The sequence below is a fragment of the Paraburkholderia elongata genome (assembly GCF_013177735.1).
GTDB classification, from domain to species: domain Bacteria; phylum Pseudomonadota; class Gammaproteobacteria; order Burkholderiales; family Burkholderiaceae; genus Paraburkholderia; species Paraburkholderia elongata.
On the sequence record NZ_WOEZ01000254.1, the window covers coordinates 14,741 to 31,081 of the forward strand.

General features: G+C 60.7%; 12 protein-coding genes. 5 read left to right on the top strand and 7 right to left on the bottom strand.

Annotation, left to right across the window (positions count from 1 at the left end; translation table 11 throughout):
* Position 1: 1 nt before the first annotated feature.
* From GNZ13_RS43100 to GNZ13_RS43125, 6 genes are all read right to left on the bottom strand, one after another.
* The gene (locus GNZ13_RS43100; RefSeq protein WP_172176510.1) at positions 2-1,201 is read right to left on the bottom strand and encodes an efflux RND transporter periplasmic adaptor subunit; all 1,200 of its coding nucleotides are present in this window, start codon (positions 1,199-1,201) and stop codon (positions 2-4) included.
* Positions 1,202-1,228: 27 nt separating this feature from the next.
* Positions 1,229-1,702, bottom strand: a complete 474-nt coding sequence (locus tag GNZ13_RS43105) for a YMGG-like glycine zipper-containing protein (protein WP_172176512.1) — start codon at positions 1,700-1,702, stop codon at positions 1,229-1,231.
* A gap of 32 nt (positions 1,703-1,734) precedes the next feature.
* Positions 1,735-2,295, bottom strand: a complete 561-nt coding sequence (locus GNZ13_RS43110; protein WP_172176514.1) for a lipid-binding SYLF domain-containing protein — start codon at positions 2,293-2,295, stop codon at positions 1,735-1,737.
* Between the two features lie 154 nt (positions 2,296-2,449).
* A complete protein-coding gene (locus GNZ13_RS43115) occupies positions 2,450-2,836 on the bottom strand; it encodes a response regulator transcription factor (protein ID WP_172176516.1) in 387 nt (128 codons plus the stop codon).
* Between the two features lie 162 nt (positions 2,837-2,998).
* Positions 2,999-3,634: a response regulator transcription factor gene (locus tag GNZ13_RS43120; protein WP_172176518.1), complete on the bottom strand. Its 636-nt coding sequence runs from the start codon at positions 3,632-3,634 to the stop codon at positions 2,999-3,001.
* Positions 3,631-5,205 carry a PAS domain-containing sensor histidine kinase gene (locus tag GNZ13_RS43125; RefSeq protein WP_172176520.1) on the bottom strand — a complete coding sequence of 525 codons (1,575 nt, stop codon included), beginning with the start codon at positions 5,203-5,205 and terminating at the stop codon, positions 3,631-3,633. The genes GNZ13_RS43120 and GNZ13_RS43125 overlap by 4 nt, the downstream gene beginning before the upstream one ends.
* A 632-nt stretch (positions 5,206-5,837) precedes the next feature.
* Here GNZ13_RS43125 and GNZ13_RS43130 point away from each other — a divergent pair.
* From GNZ13_RS43130 to GNZ13_RS43140, 3 genes are all read left to right on the top strand, one after another.
* Positions 5,838-6,986 carry a patatin-like phospholipase family protein gene (locus tag GNZ13_RS43130; protein WP_236002436.1) on the top strand — a complete coding sequence of 383 codons (1,149 nt, stop codon included), beginning with the start codon at positions 5,838-5,840 and terminating at the stop codon, positions 6,984-6,986.
* Positions 6,987-7,025: 39 nt separating this feature from the next.
* Positions 7,026-7,766: an acetoacetate decarboxylase gene (locus tag GNZ13_RS43135; protein WP_172176522.1), complete on the top strand. Its 741-nt coding sequence runs from the start codon at positions 7,026-7,028 to the stop codon at positions 7,764-7,766.
* Between the two features lie 568 nt (positions 7,767-8,334).
* Positions 8,335-9,318 (top strand): transporter, encoded by a 984-nt coding sequence (locus tag GNZ13_RS43140; protein ID WP_172176524.1) that lies wholly within the window; start codon positions 8,335-8,337, stop codon positions 9,316-9,318.
* 50 nt (positions 9,319-9,368) lie between these two features.
* Here the strand turns inward: GNZ13_RS43140 and GNZ13_RS43145 are convergent, their stop codons facing one another.
* The gene (locus tag GNZ13_RS43145; protein ID WP_172176526.1) at positions 9,369-10,130 is read right to left on the bottom strand and encodes a bestrophin-like domain; all 762 of its coding nucleotides are present in this window, start codon (positions 10,128-10,130) and stop codon (positions 9,369-9,371) included.
* Between the two features lie 247 nt (positions 10,131-10,377).
* On the opposite strand from GNZ13_RS43145, the gene GNZ13_RS43150 reads away from it, so the two are divergent.
* Together GNZ13_RS43150 and GNZ13_RS43155 are read left to right on the top strand one after the other, a co-directional pair.
* Positions 10,378-12,903 (top strand): hypothetical protein, encoded by a 2,526-nt coding sequence (locus GNZ13_RS43150; RefSeq protein WP_172176528.1) that lies wholly within the window; start codon positions 10,378-10,380, stop codon positions 12,901-12,903.
* 64 nt (positions 12,904-12,967) lie between these two features.
* Positions 12,968-16,327 carry a mechanosensitive ion channel domain-containing protein gene (locus GNZ13_RS43155; RefSeq protein ID WP_172176530.1) on the top strand — a complete coding sequence of 1,120 codons (3,360 nt, stop codon included), beginning with the start codon at positions 12,968-12,970 and terminating at the stop codon, positions 16,325-16,327.
* Positions 16,328-16,341: the final 14 nt, after the last annotated feature.

The following is a 16,341-nucleotide window of genomic DNA, read 5'->3' on the forward strand; positions in this document are numbered from 1 at the left end:
CTTACTGCGCGGCGGTCGTGCCGGACGGGTGTCCCGCCGAACTGCTCTCCCCGCCCCCTGGCACGTTGGCCGCCGCATGCGCGGCCGGCGCCGCGACGATCTTTAGCGGCACGTCGGCGGCCACGCGAATCGCGCCGTCTACCACCACCCGCTCGCCCGGTTGCAACCCCTCGCTGATGAACCAGTCGTCGCCATGCCATTCGCCCACTTCCACGACACGCTGATGCGCCTTGGAGTCATTGTCCACAACCCACACGAAGTGGCTTTTCGCCCCCTGCAAGACCGCGCGTTGCGGTACGAGGATCGCCTTCGGCCGGGAAGCGCCGGACACGCGCGCCCGCACGAACTGGCCGGGACGCAACTGGCCTTTCTCATTCGCGAAAGACGCCCGTACGAGGAACGTGCCGGTCTCGGTGCTGAAAGCGGGATTGGTGAAACTGATATGACCGTGGTTAGGAAACTGGGTACCGTCCGCCATGATCAACGTGACTTCAAAGTCGTCATTGGCTGGAAACCGCAAACGGCCTGCCGTGACCTCTTCGCGGAACTTCAGCAACTCATTTTCCGAAATGCTGAAGTTGACCCACATCGGATCGAGTTGATAGACATAGGTCAGCAATCCCGTGGCGGCGGCCGTGACATAGCTGCCGTCCTGTTGCCTCGCGAAGCTCGACAAACCGGTGAGCGGAGATTTGATCGTCGTGTAGCTGAGGTTTAGCTGCGCAGTTTGCACCTGGCCAAGTGCCGCGATCACCGCTGCCTCGGCCTGCTTTTCGTTGCCGGTTGCGTCGTCGAGATCCTTCTGACTCAATGCATTCTGTGCTGCCAGTGGAATCACGCGAGCGAGATTAGCCTTCGCGACGGTTAAGCGAGCCTGCTGCTGCGCGAGCTGGCCCTTGGCCGTCTGCAGCGCGGCGTCGAAGGGCTTCGAGTCCATCAGAAAGAGCGTCTGGCCGGCGTGAACCATTTGCCCTTCGGTATAGAGCCGCTTGTCGAGAAATCCGTCCACCCGCGCGCGAATCTCGACTTCGCGAGAACTCTGCGTTTGCGCGGTATATTCGAAATCGACGGGGGTGTCGCTCTGCACCACCGGCATTACGGTGACTTCGATCGCGCCGGGAGCAGGCAACGTAGCCGCTTTGTGACAGGCAACGCACAGCGCGAGCAGTGCAAACGCGAGACGTGACCATTTCCTGCTCATGGATGTCTCTCCTGTCTCGATCGATGTCTATTGGACCGTGTAGCCGCGCCCGGTCATGCACGCAGCAACTGCGCGATTGAAAGTCGCCATCTGCTGAGACGTCTGTTGCTGACCCGCTTGCTGCTGTTCGGCCGCGGCCTGGTTGGCTCGACGCTGACGCATACCGCCAGCCGCCGTCCCGGTCACCGCACCAATCGCCGCGCCCTTTCCGGCGTTACCCGCGATGGCACCCACTGCTGCGCCCACGGCGGCGCCGCCGGCTGCGCCCTTGACCGCTCCGCCTTGCTTCGGCGCAGCGCCCGGCTGACCGGATTGCTGTGCAATCGCGACCGGATCCACGCCGGTCGTCTGCTTCGCCCATAGCTGACACTCAGCGGTGTCTGTCTGTTGCTTCTGGGCACTTTGGCCTTTTGCCGGATAAATGATGGGCTGCTGCGCGGCGGCCGCGAATGTCAGCACGCATACCACCAAACCAATTGCGACTCGCTGCATTCGTTGCATGGCTTGAGGCCCTCAATGTTCTAAGGTCGACTTCACTCTTCAAACTTAACGATCCTCTGCCCCTGAACGCCCAGACCGGCCATCAAACCCTGCTGGCCAAAAATGAACGCATAGACATCTGATTTCAATGTCGTAGTTGTCATCGACTTCGCCATCCCTGCATCCACCACCACGACGCTCGGTCCCACACCAACGGACATTCCGGTGCCACTCGTGAGTTCAGTGATTGCCGAGTCGGTCATGAGAAACATCGCCTCCGAAAAGCTTTGTGCGCCTGCCTGCATCCCGTATGAAACCCCGCGCACTCTGTAGTACCCAAGGATCCTGCCGTCCGGACTAAACATCACACCCTTTCCACCTTGCGCACCTACTATCAACCCAGCCTTGACGATGCTCGGAAACACGACGACGGCTTTCGCCTGGTATTGGAGATCCTTCGCCTTCGGAGTGCTGTCGAATAGTTGCTGCAGTGCCTGACGGGCTTGCGCGTCCATCTCGGGGTCCCCACCATTGGCAACAGTCGGGTTCGTCGAACACGCCACCGCGAACAGAAAGAGGGGAACCGCGAAAATTAGCCGAAGGTACTTGATCATGATGCGTGCTCCATTCAGAAATTGACACCACGGTATGAAACGCGTTTCCGCCTCAAATTCTTCGCAGGCCACATGAATAGTGGTGTTTGCGTCTCGTTAAAACAATTGGCCTTTGGTCCCATATCGCCTGAGTACGCAAGCGCATGGGCTTGCGCTACGGCGGCTGATCGCCTTCAAGGGCGGTGCGTACCGTCTTGACGAACAATTCGTCGTTGAACGGCTTGCGCAAGTAGGCAACCGCGCCGGCTGCGAGCGCGTGCTCGCGCACGCCGATGTCGTCGTGGGCAGTGATGAAAACGACCGGTATGCCGCTACCGGATAGACGTCGCTGGACTTCCAGCCCGTTCAGCCCCGGCATCTGCACATCGAGAATGACGCAGTCAGGGTGATACGACGGCATGGACGACAGGACATCGAGAAACGCGTCGCCGCTTGCGAACGTTTCGGCGGCGATTCCGATTGAGCGCAACAGTCTCTTGATCGCTCGGCTCACCGATTCATCGTCATCCACGACGACAACGAATGGTTTGAGTTTTCCCATTGTGAGTAGTCCGGTGTCCGGGCATGCACGCGCAAGCGCATTCCCCCATACGACAGCCTACGAGTCAGACAGGTTTGCCGATATTGGACCTTGGTCCCGAGTGGACACCGGGAAAGCGAAGCTCGCCAGCACGGAGCGCCAGGCGTGCCAGATTGCCGTCGCTTAGTGCGATGTGCGTGTTCCAGCGGCGCCGCCGAGGCCGACCTTGTCTGCGACGCGAACGAGCTCGGCGAGCGACGTGACTTCCATCTTCGCCATCACGCGCGCGCGATGCGCCTTGATCGTTTTTTCGACCGTACCCAGTTCGCCGGCGACCTGCTTGTTCAGACGGCCGGTCACGACGAGCGCCATCACTTCCCGCTCGCGAGGTGTCAACCGTCCGAGACGCACACGGATTGCATCCAGTTCACGGTGGGCTGCGTGCGTTTGTGCCAGGCGCTCGAACGCCTGCCCGATCGCGCGAAGCAGATCGGTATCACGCACCGGTTTCGGCAGGAAATCAGTTGCCCCCGCCTTCATCGCGCCTACGGTCATCGGGATGTCCCCATACCCAGTGATGAAAATGATCGGCAACGCCGCATTGAGCTCGCGCTGCAGTTCCAGACCGCTGAGATCCGGCAATTGAATATCTAATACCAGGCACGCAGGACAGGTATTGGCGCGCATCCTGTCGAGAAATGCGTGTGCCGAACCGAATGTCTCCACCCGATAGCCTGCGGACTGGATCAAACGCGCCAGCGCACGGCGCACAGAATCGTCGTCGTCGACGACGAACACCAGCGAATCAGAATCTGTCATGGCCAGTATCGCGACTCGTCCTGCCCCGTCGCAGACGTATCCTCTGCGGGCAGAGTGACATAGAACGTCGCGCCTCGATCGATGTTGTTTCCGGCCCAGAGTCGCCCGCAGTGCATGTCGATGATGGAGCGGCTAATCGACAAACCCAAACCGAGCCCCTGGGGTTTTGATGTAAAGAATGGCTTAAAGATCTTGTCGAGCTTGTCGGAAGTCAGTCCATGGCCCCGATCACGAACGGCGATGCAGACCATGTTGTCGTCCTCGGGCCGGAGTGTCACGGAGACCACACGATCGAGCGGCGGCACATCGTTCATCGCATCGAATGCGTTGAGCAGGAGATTGAGGATGACCTGCTGCAGCTGCACCCTGTCGCCGCGCACCGGCGGTAGATCGCCGTTGATGTTGAGTGTTACGCGCATTCCGCGCACAATCGCGTCGCTGTGCACCAGAAGGATCACGTCACGGATCACACCCGCGAGGTGGAGTGGCGCGACCTCCAGATCGCCTTTTTTGACGACTGCGCGAATGCGCCGAATCACTTCGCTTGCGCGGTAGTCATCCTGAACGATGTCATTCAGGATCTCCCGAACCTCACCCAGATCGATCGGATCACTAGCCATAAACCGCTGTGCGGCCTGCACGTTGCTCAGGATTGCGGTAAGCGGCTGGTTCAACTCGTGGGCTAGCGATGAGGCCAACTGGCCCATGGTGGACACCCGCGTCAGATGCGCGAGCTCCTGGCGGTTGCGGTGTAACTCATATCGATCCGTCCGGTCGATGATGAATGCGAGCGTTACGTTGTCGTCGTCGAAGCGAAATGCACTAAGCCCGATTTCCACGGGAAACTCCGTGCCGTCCTTGCGCCGCGCTGACAGTTCGTGCGAAGGCGCCATGCCGCGGGATTGCCGTAACGCGGACGGGCCTGCCCAGAAGCGGGCTTTGCTGTCGAAGTGCAGGTCAGGCACCAGTAGTTCGACAGATTTCCCGATGATTTCGTCGGATTCGTATCCAAACAGCTTCGCAGTTTGCGGGTTGACCATCACCATGAGGCCATGCTCGCCCAGCATCAGAATCGCAAACGGCAATAGCGCCAGTGCCTCGCGAAAGTAGCGCTCACCGCTCCCTCGCTCGATCGTGCCGGCGCGTGAACCCGCCAGGCCCACCGTTCGTCCGCCACGCTCAGAAGGCTCCCTGTGAACGCCTCTTGCGGAAACCATGGTGCGGAGTCGCTCTGCAAATGGATGCTCGGCGCGTGCCCCACGTTGACCCGCTTCCGGCACGCGTGACGTTTCCGTGACGCGAAGGTTCTCCGCGCGAATCTCGCATGTCTCTCCTGACGAACCTGCCTTCGCAAACGAATCGAAAGGACTGGCTCTCCTCGCCATCCCCGATAAGCGTGCCCGCATCACACGCAGACCGAGCATGGCGCGGGCAGCGTAATGCGCTGACGGAGGTGGCGGATTATGACTAGCGATCGATGCCGCCGCCCGCTGGCGGCGCGCCAGCATCGTCAGCAACCACAGAATGGCTGCCGTTTCCAGCACGACAACGACTGGCATGACGATGCTCATGGCCGAGCTGCCTCTCAAAGGTCGGCACCGCGAGATGGGCTGACAAGAACTCGCTCTGGATTTCCATAAGAGGCAAAAGCCCCTTGACCCGGAGGCTGGTTACCGCCGCTAGATGTTACAAAGCCGGCCGGAAACTCAGAATCGTGATTCGCTCGTAAGTGCGCGCTCCAAGCCTGCGTCATGGGCAAGCTTTCGAGTCGCCACCTTTGTTGTGCATTGTTCGTCCGGCGATTTGCTGGCGTGGCAGATGGCAGGGCTGGACGTGTGCACCGCCAGCCAGATGAAAATCCCAGTAAAAACTTCCGCGACCGGATAAAACTGAACGGCAAATTAATCCTAGTACGCAATGAGAAAATAGCAAATGACGTGCAAGTATATTCTTCACCATTTCAACTCGGGACCGCTCTACTGGACCGCCGTTGCATTGGACCAAAGTCCAATTGTTCACGCCTCGCAGAGCATGTAGCTTGAATGACGTTATCGCCGAGTCCGAAAGAACCGGAGCCATGCCAACGTCGGCTCGCTGCAGATAGACGCTCACTACGTGCAATGCTTAAATAAACCAGGGCTCCAAAAAAAGGCTCTTCGGCTTGGCCGTGGTGCGCAAACATCCCTCCACTTGTGGGGTAGTCATGGCAAAGGCACACCGGGACCAGGCTGAACCCTCAAGCACCACCACCAGCTGGGGCAAGTTCGACCATACCGTCATGGTCCTACAGGGCGGTGGCGCCTTGGGGGCCTACCAGGCCGGCGTTCACGCCGGCCTCGCCGAAGCCGGCGTCGCGCCCGACTGGATCGCCGGCGTGTCGATTGGCGCGATTAATGCCGCGCTGATTGCAGGCAATCTGCCTGAGCAGCGTGTAAAGCGATTGCGGGAGTTCTGGGAACGCGTATCAGCACACGCCCCATTTGTGCCGCCACTATCGCTCGAGCCGATGCGCCCACTATTCAATTTCATGAGTGCGGCATCCTCGGTCGCATTTGGCGTGCCGGGTTTCTTTTCACCGCGGATACCGGCGCCTTTTATTTCGCACGAGGGAAACTTCGAGGCGTTAAGCCTTTATGACACCGGCCCGCTCAGGGCATCACTTGAAGAACTGGTCGATTTTGAGCTGATCAACCGGAAAGTGGTACGCCTTTCGCTAGGCGCGGTCAACGTGCGCACCGGTAACTCAGTTTATTTTGACAATAGCAAGACACGGATCGGTCCCAAGCATGTAATGGCAAGCGGTGCACTGCCTCCGGGTTTTCCCGCTGTTCAGATAGATGGAGAATGGTACTGGGACGGCGGTATCGCGTGCAACTCGCCACTTTGGTACGTTCTCGACGAGGACTACAGAATGAGCGCGTTGATCTTGCAAGTCGACGTATTCAGCGGCGCCGGCGAACTGCCCAAGACTCTCAGAGAAGTGCAGGAACGCACCAAGGACATCCAGTACTCGAGCAAGACACGTTTCAATACGACTCGTGTCAGCGAAATCGAAGACCTTCGCAACTCGCTGCACCGCCTGCTCGACAAGCTGCCACCCTCGCTTCAAACGGACCCCGACGTCCAGAAACTTGGCGCCATCAGCACTCGAGGCGCCGTCGCCCTTGTCCATTTCATCAACCGGCACAACACGCGCTCGTCGAACTTTAAGGATTACGAATTCTCACGCGCGACCGTGATGGAACTGTGGGACTTCGGATACAGCGATGCCCAAAAGTCGATCGCCAACCCGCAATGGCGTCAAGCCACCGATCTGGGCAATGGTGTACGTATCTACGATCTGACCGCGTAACACGTCGGACTATCGCAGCCGACATAAGGAGCGTGCAACATGACCGAAGCCGACGTAAAAAAGCGCGCATTTGCCATGCCGCTTACCAGCCCAGCTTATCCGCCCGGTCCTTATCGATTTGTCGATCGGGAGTTCCTGATCATCACTTATCGGACCGATCCGGACGCCCTGGCCGAAGTCATTCCTGCCCCCCTCGAAATGACCGAACCGCTCGTGAAATTCGAATTCATCCGGATGCCCGATTCAACGGGCTTTGGCGACTACACTGAAAGCGGTCAGGTCATCCCGGTCAGTTTTCAGGGCCAGCGAGGCAGCTATGTCCACGCCATGTTTCTCGACGACGAACCGCCGATCGCCGGCGGCCGCGAAATCTGGGGATTTCCCAAGAAGCTCGCGTCGCCTGAGTTGAGGGTCGAAAAAGACACCATCGGCGGCATCCTGAGATATGGCCCGGTGCCGATCGCACTTGCGACGATGGGTTACAAGCATCGCACGCTACCGCACGACCAGATCCTCGCGTCGCTGTCCGCGCCCAATTTTCTGCTCAAGATCATTCCGCACGTGGATGGCTCGCCACGCATCTGCGAACTGGTGCGCTATTTCTGTGAGGACATCACGGTGAAGGGGGCGTGGGGAGGTCCTGCCGCGCTTGAACTGCTCAACCACGCACTCGCGCCCGTCGCGTCGCTGCCTGTCATTGAAGTGATATCCGGCGTGCACATCCTATCTGACCTCACACTTGGCCTTGGCACCGTGGTGCACGACTATCTCGCTGAATGAAGGGCCGGGTCGCTGAAAGCCCACGATCTGTCGGCGGCCCTTTATCGACTGGACTAGCTGCGCGCGAGGAAAACCACGGTAGCACCGCGCGCGCAAACGGCTAGCCGCTTCATACATTCAATTGCATCCTTGACTGTTGGCGCTCCGATAGCATGTCTTCCCACTCGGGCTTTTATAGACGCCCTTACCGTTCTTTGTCTTGGCCTCTCCGCCCCTGCTTGTCTGGGTCGTCGTGACACCGTTCTGATTCTTTTGGGCCTTCCACGCGTTACCCGTATTCGGGTTATAGCCACCGGCCGTCTGTCCGTTGCCGCAAACGGTCTCGCCGCGCGCGTTAGTGGCGCAGTTCGCGAATGCGCCCGAAGACAGCACGACGCATGCCAACACAAGCAGAACCGCGAATGTGCGTACAGAACTCGTCATGACTCTCTCCCAGGAACGACGCGACCGGACTGGCGCATCTTCCAGATTAGCCGCATACGGTCGTATGCATATTGGACCTTGGTCCTATTGCGAGCACCGATGATCCAGCCTTCTCATACGTCAATCAAAGACGAACGTCACGACAATGCCGAAACCATCGATCGACTCGAATCACACAGTCAAATCGGGTTGCAAGGCTGAGATCCGTTCGGCAACGCGCGCTGCCCAGCGCTTTCGGCCGGCACGTGTCGGTTTTGCTTTGCTCTGGTCCGCGCTGGCAAGCGCCCAGGAAATGGAACCACGCGCCTATTCGGCCGCGCCGGTCGGAACGAATTTCGTGGTGTTCGACTATGCACGATCGAGCGGCGGCTTCTCGGTCGACCCTTCGTTGCCGATTGCCAATGTGCAGGCCAAAATCAACACGTATGCATTCGGCTATTCGCACAGCTTCGGCGTCGCCGGTCATACCGCAAGCGTTGCGGTGTCCGTCCCGTACGCAAGCGCGAATGTGACTGGTGACGTCGAGGGTAGGCCGGAGCATGCCTATCGATCGGGACTGGGCGACGTGCGGTTCAGGGTCGCCTTGAATCTGCTGGGCGATCCGGCGCTCACACCGGAGGAATTCGCGCGACGCAAACCCTCCACGGTCCTCGGGGTCAGTGTGAGCGTCGTGGCACCGACAGGCCAGTACGTGCCGTCCCGCCTGATCAACGTGGGGTCGAACCGATGGTCGTTCAAGCCAGAAATCGGACTGTCCCAGCCGATTGGCAACTGGTTCGTCGAGGGCGCAGCGGGCGTGTGGTTCTTTACAGACAACAACGATTTTTTCGGCGGACGGAGGCGCAGCCAGGATCCGATACCCGAGTTCCAGCTGCATGGCGGCTACACCTGGCGCCCCGGGCTTTGGCTCGCCGCGGACGCGACGTATTTCACGGGCGGCCGGACAAGCGTGAACGGCGTCCAGGATCAGGACCTTCAGCGCAGCGTGCGCTACGGCGTCACGCTGTCGGTGCCGCTTACCGAGAAGTGGTCCGCAAAGCTCGCGTGGTCGCGTGGGCTGATAACACGCGTCGGCGGCAATTTCCAAACCGTCTCGGTCGCTCTCCAATACCGCTGGTTCAATCGCTGATCGTGCTTGAGTGCGTGGCCAACAGAGCCAACGCTCCCGCAATCGAGCCGCTACTCTCCAAGAATGGCAAGCGCTGCGCGCATGGGCTCAAGCGAGATTTTGACTACCCCGCCGAGCGGCGTGTTCATTTCCATGATCAGAAAAATCGCGCCGGCAGTCGACAGTGCACCCATGACTAACACTGTCATGGTCGTACCGTTGCGAGGGGCAAACAAACCAAACGTGCCGAAGAGAATGGCTAACCAGGACACCAGAACCACCAGTAGCGGTACGGGGATTGAACCCTTCTGCTGGAGTAACGCCAACCAGCGCGCGGCGAACACTTCATCGACGAGCTGGAGGGCGCGTGTCTGCAATTGACTTTGCGCAGCGTTGTGCGGCGAGAGTTCCTCCACCTTGCGCTGGAAGGCTTCCCCCTGTCCTACTGCCTCTGGTCCACTCATTCGCGCCAATTGCGACCGATCGCCGGAAGCGAGCACCTCGATCGACGTGGCGGTGTTACGTTTAAGCAAGCCGCGAATCTCCTGCGTTTCCGGTCCATATCTGGCCAGCACTCGATCAAGGCGCACGATGTCGGCGGCACTATGCACAATCTCACTATTGGTTGTGTCGAACGAGCCTTTCGCCGACGAGATCAGCAGGCCAAGCACTAAGGCGGCCATGGTAGCGATCAGGCCGGTCGCCAGTTTGACGACATCGGTTGATTCACTGCTAAGGTGGTGTTGCGGCAGCACGACGCGCAAATACGAGCCAAGCAGCGCGCTGCCGACAACGCATAAGAACACAATCAACGCGATGACGAGGTGGCTCACCCGGCAATCCTCCGTCTCTGGTCACTCCCTCTTACTGTTCCGCATCTTGCTCGCCGCGCGCCTGCATGCAATTGGACCAAGGTCCAATTGCATGCAGGCCTTGGTGAACCTATCTTTTTAGCTGCACCACTGACGGCAACAGCGATCCGGCCGCCAACATCTGTACCCCGTGTCTGCTCATTCGCCTTCCGTCCCTGGCACGGGTCGCGCTGCGGAAGTACCGTGAAGCAGACAGGAGCAAAGCATCGTGACTTCCAGACTGCCCATCCGAATGTTGGCGCTGGCACTGGCGTTGTCGGCCATGCAGCCGATTCGCGCCGCGACACAAGACCCTGGTTGGCCGCGTGAAATGGTCCAGGAGGACGCGACCCTCACCTATTACCAGCCACAGATCGACGACTGGAAAGACTTCAAGGAACTGACCGGTCGAATGGCGATTATGATCACCCTGCGCGGTGGCAAACCACAGGTGGGCGTGATCACGTTGCAAATGCACACTGACGTGGATATCGACAGCCGCAACGTACTTCTTAGCAGTCCGCAAATTACCGGTACCGCGTTCCCCGGTGCGGACCAGGCAACGAGCCAGAAGCTGGATCAAGCAGTGCGAAAATTTCTCAATCCGCAGGCGTCGTTGACCTTGTCGATGGATAGGCTGGTGGCGAGCATCGACAAAAAACAGGCAGCACCCGTCGCAGCCATCAAGAGCAATCCGCCCACCGTCTTCGTCAGTTTCGGGCCAGCGATCCTGCTGTTTGTGGATGGCGATGCCGTACCCGCGCCGATCCAGAATTCAGATGTCTCATTCGTCGTCAACGCCAGTTGGCCGCTGTTCGTCGACAACGCAGCCCACCAGTACTACCTGTTCACCGGTCAGTCATGGATGACGTCGACCGACCTGAAAACCGGATGGGCGGAAACGAAGACGCTCCCTGCCAAGATGTCGAAGGTTCCCGCCGACCCCAACTGGACGGACCTGAAGCCATTTATTCCGCCGCCTGCGAAGCACTCGGCGAAGCCGCCGGCGGTCTTCTTCAGCAGTACGCCGGCTGAGCTGATCGCGTTCGACGGTCAACCGGTTTACACCGCGATCCCCGGCACAGGACTGGTGTTCGCGAAGAATACCGATAGCGACGTGTTCGTCTACGCGCCGACCAAGACCTACTACTATCTGACCGCAGGGCGCTGGTTTTCGTCGCCCAACCCCAATGGGCCATGGACGTTCGCAACGAACCAGCTACCGGCCGATTTCGCCAACATTCCTCGCGACAGCCCTGCCTCGCGAGTCCTCGCTTCCGTACCGGGCACGCCGGAGGCTAACGATGCGGTGCTGCTCGCGCAAATTCCGACGACGGTTGAAGTCAACCCTGCTGCGGCAGCGGCTGAGATCAAGGTCGCATACAGCGGCGAGCCGAATTTCGCACCGATCGAAGGCACCACGCTCGCCTACGCAACCAACACCCCTGACAAGATCATCAAGGTACAGAATCACTACTACCTCTGCTCGCGGGGCGTCTGGTTCGATTCGCCGTCGCCAGCCGGACCCTGGCAAACCAGCAGTTCGGTACCTCAGGTGATCTACACGATTCCGCCGGCCTCGCCCGTTTATAACGTCACTTACGTGACACAACAAGTCGTGCCGGGCGGGTCTGTCCAGGCCAGCTATACCGCCGGATATCTCGGCATGTTTATCGCAGGCGCCGCCGTCGGCGCGATCGTTGCACAAGGCAACGGCTACTACTATCCGCCCTATGTCCGCGTGGGCTACGGGCCGTACCCGGTCTACTATCCGCGGCCGGCGCCGTATGGATATCCGACCTACAACCCCTATACAGGCGCGCGCGGCGTACGCGGCAGTGCCTATGGCCCGGCGGGTAGCGCGCAATGGGGCGCATCGTACAACCCTTATACCGGTACGTACGCGCGAGGCGCCACGGCTTCCGGGAAGTACGGCAGCGCAAGCGTCGCGCAGGCCTATAACCCTTACACAGGCGCCTACGCCGCTACCCGTCAAGGATCGAACGCGTACGGGCAGTGGGGAAGCTCGGTCGTGACAAAGGGGAACCAGTGGGCGGCGACGCAGCACACCACCACAGCGAAGGGCACGGTCGGGACTTATCAAAATTCGGCAGGCGGCAAGGCGGTTGCTGGAAGCACGGCCAACGGCAGAGCCGTAGCCGGTAAGACAGCAAACGGCGACCTTTACGCAGGACGTGATGGCAATGTGTACAAGAACACGGGTGGGAGCTGGCAGAAGTACGATAACGGTTCCTGGTCCAATGTGAACAAACCGACGCCGCAGTCGTCGCCGCAAAAAGCGCAATCCGCGCAGCCTCAGCGCACGCCTTCCGCGACGAACACCGGCGCTACTCAGCGAAACGCGCAGAGCTATCAGCAGCAGCGCTCCGCAGGAACCCAGCCCGGTAATGCCGGAACCACTCAGCAAAGCGCGCAGAGCTATCAGCAGCAACGCCCCGCGGGAACCCAGCCGGCGAATCCCCGGACCACTCAGCAAGGAACCCAGAACTATCAGCAGCAGCGCACCACGCCAGCACCGCCGAGCAGGGCCGCTGCCCAGCCTCAAAATGCTGCGGGTGGAATCAACCGGACCAGCGCACAGCCTTCCTTTGGAGAGCTGAACAACGACATGCAGAATCGTCAGAGAGGTGCGACCCAGAGCCAACGCTACGCGCAATCGGGAGGCGGTTTCGACCGGAGAGCCAACGGCGCGGGCGGCGCAAGGGGTGGCGGTGGTGGTTTGCGTCGGCAGTAGTCCAGACAAAACCCGTCTGGTTCGTCCCCTGACCATCGCGCGACTGTTGCTGGTCGGAGCAGCCATGACGGCTGTAGTCGCGCAGGCGGAACCTCCTGGGGTTCGCTCGAACGCTGACTTGACCGTCGAACAGGTGCGGCGCACGGCCCTGGAAGCAGAGGTCCGCAAGGACATCGATGTGCCCACCAAGGCACGCATCGCGGAACTATCCCGCACAACGCTCGCGGATCTGGAGCGTGTTTCCGAGCTGCGTGCCCAGGCGGAGACCTATCGTCAGTTAATGCGCGATGCGCCGGACCAGATTCGTGACCTGGAGCGGACACTGGAAAAACTGCGCTCTGAATCAGACCAGGCGGTTGCCGGCCCTTCGAGTGCCGGCAGCACACTCAACGAACTGGAGCAGGCGCTGGTCCAGGCCGAAACTCGCCAGGCCGCGGCGCGCGCCGAACTCGCGATGCTCGACCTCGAAATCGAACGTGTCGACACGGAGCCCGCGGAGCTGCGCAACACGCAGCGCGAAGCGCAAGCCGGTCTGGAGCGGTTGCGTGAAGAGATCCAGACTGCCTCAAGTGCGTCACGTCAGACTTTGCTCACCATGACGGAGACACAGGCCAAGCGGGCCGCGCTGCTGGTTCGTGAAGCTCAGGCTGACGCCTTGCGCAGCCGCATCGATGCGCAACCGCTATTGGCCCGTTTGACGCAACTGCGGCGGGAAGTGATTCGGACGCAATTGCAGCGCGACGATGCTGACCTGAAACGGCTGGTGGCTCTCGTCGATCAGCGTCGAGTAGATGACGCCCGGCGAGCCGAGGAAGATGCCTCCGAGCGCCAACGGCAGTTGGTGGACCGCAGTCCCGCCTTGAGTCGATTGGCGGCGGCCAATGTCCAAAGCTCTGCACAGCTTGCGGCGACGGCGAAGGAAATCGAGTCGCTGCGGCAAGCGCGCGATCGGCGCAAGGCGGAGGCGGAACAACTGGCGGTCGATTTTCAGCGCGCGCGCCTCAGCCTGGAGCGCAGCAAGCTCACGGAATCACTGGCCCGGGTGCTCGCGGAGCGCGCTGCCGCGCTGCCTGAAGCGGAGCAGTTCCGTCGCGCGCGCGGCGAACGGGCGCGAGCCGCTGAGTCAATCGCTGCGGCAGCGTTCCAGGTCGAGCGCGAGCAACGTCGTCTCGCGAACCCGGACGAGGAGATCGACGCCGTCATGCGCAAAGAGGCTGCGCGCACGCGCCCGGCAGAACTGGCGGCCCTGCGCGGCGAAGCGGTAGTCCTGATTGCGGACCGCAGGGAACTGCTCGATCGGCTATCGACTTCGCAGCGAACCTATCTGAACACACTGGATGAACTCGTCGCTGCCGAGGACCAGCTCCTGAGCACCGCGCAAGACTATCGCAGCCTGATCGACAAGGCGCTGTTCTGGGTGCCTGTGGCCCCCCTGTCCCAAAGGTCCTTCAGCGATTTGCCACAGACACTGTCGTGGCTCGCTTCGCCAACGGGCTGGCGCGAAGTGGGTGAAACCATCGAGGACCAGGCGCAGCAACGCTCGCCGCAGGTGCTTGTCCTGTTTGCCGCCGTGTTCGCCATCGTGGCGGCGCGCAAGCGTCTGCTTGCGCGTCTGCGGCACCTGTCCGAGCGCAAGGGGGCAGAGGGCGACCCCGACGTCACCGCCACCGTGCAGGCCCTTGGCACGACCCTGCTCGTCGTTGCACCACTGCCGCTGGCCATCTGGACGGTCGGCAATCTGATCGTCGCCTCGTCGACGGCTTCAGAATTTGCCAATGCTGTCGGCGAAGGGCTCAGCCCGGCGGCGTGGGGAGTACTCATAGGGCTGTTCTTCTCAAGGCTGTTTCGTCGTGATGGCATTGCCCAACTGCATTTCGGACTCGACGCCCAGTCAGCGCGTGCGTTGCGCCGCGCATCACGCGTGTTCACGTTCCTCGTGGTGCCGCTTGGCTTCGTCAACCGAGCCGCATCCCAGTATGACGATCTCATCGTGCGGGCCTCACTGGGGCGCCCAACCCATATGCTGGCGCTCATCGTGTTCGCCGGAGTAATCGGCGTGACCTTCCGCCCGGGTGGCCGGGTTCTCTCGCGGTATTTCGGTCCAGGCGCGGAAGACCGGGACGTGGTCATGAAATATGCCGCCTATGTGTTCGCCTGTGTGGTGCCGCTATCACTAGCGGTACTGTCAGCGGTTGGCTTTTACAATGCTGCGCAGGTCTTCGGCCGGCTCACGCTGATCAGTTGCCTGACTGCGGCAGCGATCGCGCTGTTCCATACGCTGACAGCGCGCTGGCTGCACGACCGGCGCGACGAACTCGAGCGCGCACGGACGCAGGGCATGGATCGGGAGGCGGAAGTCCTCATCGACGGGGCGCGCAAGAACCTGGACCGACCCGACCTGGCCTCGATCGGAGCCCAGGCGACGCGGTTGTTGCGTGCGTTATCCGCCGTACTGCTGGTGATTGCCGTGCTGGTGGTCTGGCACGGAGCATTGCCAGGTCTGAGCCGGCTCAACGAGATTTCTCTCTGGACCTATACCGATGTCGAGGAGGGGCAAACGGTTGAGCGCGCCGTCACGCTCGGGGACGTGATGCTCGCCCTGACGATAGGATTTGTCGCAGTCGTTGCGGTCAAAAACATCGGGGGCTTCCTTGATATTGCGTTTCCAGACCGGGCACGGCTCTCGGGCGGTAGCCGTTATGCCATCAGGACCGTGGCCCGATACGTCATTGTGGGCGGGGCGGTGATGACGGTGTTTAGTGTGCTGGGCGGCAACTGGTCCCGGATTCAATGGCTGGTCGCGGCCATGGGCGTGGGCCTCGGCTTCGGCCTGCAGGAGATCTTTGCAAATTTCGTCTCCGGTTTGATCATATTGTTCGAGCGGCCGATCCGTATCGGCGATACCGTGACTGTCGCAGACGTGACCGGCGTCGTGACCCGTGTGCAGGCACGCGCCACGACTGTGACCGACTTCGATCGCAAGGAAGTGGTGATACCGAACAAGACCGTGATCACGGAGCGAGTCACCAACTGGACGCTGAGCGATCACATCACGCGGGTCGTGCTGAAGGTCGGCGTCGCCTATGGATCCGACACCGCGGCTACGTGCGAATCGATCCTGAAAGCAGTGCGCTCAGTGCCCTATGTCCTCACCAATCCCGCCCCTAGCGTATTCTTCCTCGCTTTCGGTGACAGTTCACTCGATTTTGAGGCGCGTTTCTTTGTCGAGGGCGTGAATCAACGAATTCCCGCCACCCACGATGTGCTTACGGCGATCGAACGTGAGTTGCGGCAGGCGGGAGTCGAAATCCCATTCCCGCAGCACGACGTTCATCTCAAGTCCGCACTCCCGGCGCTGCCGGCACAAGACGCGGTACCGCGCACGGAGGACGGAACTTCAGCGGGTGCTACAGCCTCTCGCTAACCAATGGATCACGT